The sequence below is a fragment of the Streptomyces sp. CA2R106 genome, from assembly GCF_037034245.1.
Taxonomy (GTDB): Bacteria; Actinomycetota; Actinomycetes; order Streptomycetales; family Streptomycetaceae; genus Actinacidiphila.
Genome location: NZ_JBAGKC010000105.1, coordinates 1 through 2,076, shown reverse-complemented (window position 1 = coordinate 2,076; position 2,076 = coordinate 1). Strand labels below are relative to the sequence as shown.

Below are 2,076 nucleotides of genomic sequence, written 5' to 3'. Positions count from 1 at the left end.
TTGTCGCTGGCTGCGATGCCGTGGCTGGCCGACCACGCGGTCCACGGCACGGTGCTGCTGCCCGGCACCGCGTTCGTGGACCTGGCCGTCCACGCCGGGGACCTGGCCGGGTGCGGTGTGCTGGAGGAACTGACGCTCCAGGAGCCCCTGGTCCTTCCCGCTTCCGGTGGCGTGCAGTTGCAGGTCCAGGTCGGCGACAGCGATGGCGGCAGTGGTCGACGCACGGTCGTGGTCTCTTCCCGTGAGGGGGAGGGCGAATGGGTGCGGCACGCGGTGGGCGAGTTGGCTCCGGCCGGCAGCGAGCCGGTCCCCGCCCCGCTGAGTGTCTGGCCTCCGGCGGGTGCGGTGTCGGTTCCGGTCGACGATGCCTACGAGAAGTTCGCCGGGCGGGGCTATCAATACGGGCCGGTGTTCCAGGGCCTGCGGCAGGTGTGGCAGGCCGGGGACACCGTCTACGCCGAGGTTGAGCTGCCTGAGAGTGCGGAGGCTGATCCGGCGGGGTTCGGGCTGCATCCTGCTTTGCTCGACGCGGCTTTGCATGGTCTCCTCGCCACCAGCAGTAGTGACAGTGATGCCGTGCGGACGGGGTTGCCGTTCGCGTGGTCGGGCGTCCAACTGCTGGCCGCCGGTGCCCGCCACCTGCGGGTGGTGCTGGCGCCCGGGGCGGGCGGGGTCTCGGTGACGGCGTTTGACGGTGTCGGTCAGCCGGTGCTGGCGGCCCGGTCACTGGCTTTGCGAGAGGTTGCGCTGGGGCAGTTGGGTGGGGCCGGTCGGCAGGTGCGGCAGTCGCTGTTCACGGTGGACTGGGTTCCGCTGCCGGCGCAGGCTTCGGCGGATGCGGTGCAGTGGGTGCGGCACGGTGGGTCGGAGGTGGCTCCGGTGGTGGTGGCGCCAGTGCCGGCTGCCCCGTCGGGGATGTCGGCGCCGCAGGCGGCTCAGTTGGCTGCTGCGACGGTGTTGGGTTGGGTGCAGGAGTGGCTGGCCGATCCCGAGACGGACAACGCGCGGTTGGTGATCTGGACCCAGGGCGCAGCCACCGGGCAGGACCTGGCCGGTGCCGCGGTGGTGGGTTTGGTGCGTTCGGCGCAGTCGGAGCATCCGGGGCGTGTGCTGTTGGTCGACGTCGACCCGGCCACCGACCTGGACCCGACCCGTGACGCTGACGTGGACACCGCCTTGGCTGCGGTGCTGGGTGCCGATGAGCCGGAGATCCGCATCAGTCCCGCAGCTGACGGCGGCAGCGGTGTGGCGGTGTTCGGGCGTCGGCTGGCCCGGGGCGTGACGAAGGAGTCCGGAGTTGCGCCCGTCGAGTGGGACCCGCAGGGCACGGTCCTGGTCACGGGTGGGACGGGGACTCTGGGTGGGGAGTTGGCCCGGCACCTGGTCACCGTTCGTGGTATGCGGCATCTGGTGTTGTTGTCGCGGCGGGGTCCGGCGGCGCCGGGGGTGGCTGGTCTGGTCGCGGAGTTGGCTGAGCTGGGTGCTGAGGTGCGGGTGGTGGCCGGCGATGCCGCCGACCGGGATGCCCTCGCCTCGGTGCTGGCCAAGGTTGCGGTGGAGCGTCCGTTGACGGCGGTGGTGCACGCCGCGGGGGTGATCGATGACGCCACGGTGGAGTCGTTGACGCCGCAGCGGATGGTGCCGGTGCTGTCGGCGAAGGTTGACGCGGCGTGGAACCTGCACGAGCTGACCGAGGACGCGGGCTTGGCCGGGTTCGTGTTGTACTCCTCGGCCGCAGCGGTCATGGGCAGCGCGGGACAAGGCAGCTACGCCGCGGCGAACGCGTTCCTGGACGCGCTGGCTGTCTATCGCCGGGATCGTCACCTGGTCGGTCAGTCGTTGGCGTGGGGGCTGTGGGAACAGGCCTCGGAGATGACCGGGCATCTGGATGGCGCCGGTATGTCTCGTCTGCGTCGTGGTGGCCTCGAGCCGATGTCGACGGAGCAGGGTCTGGCGTTGTTCGAGGCCGCGGTCGCGTGGGGTGCGCCGTTGGCAGTCCCGGCCCGCTTGGACCTGACGCGGCCGTCTCGTGGAGGTCGGCCGGTGCCCGCACTGCTGCGGGGTCTGGCCGGGGGC

1 protein-coding gene is annotated in these 2,076 nt (G+C 71.6%); it reads left to right on the top strand.

All coding sequences use genetic code 11. The features are described 5' to 3' along the window. A partial coding sequence (locus WA788_RS35200) for a type I polyketide synthase (RefSeq protein ID WP_335984501.1) occupies positions 1–2,076 on the top strand: 2,076 nt, incomplete at both ends.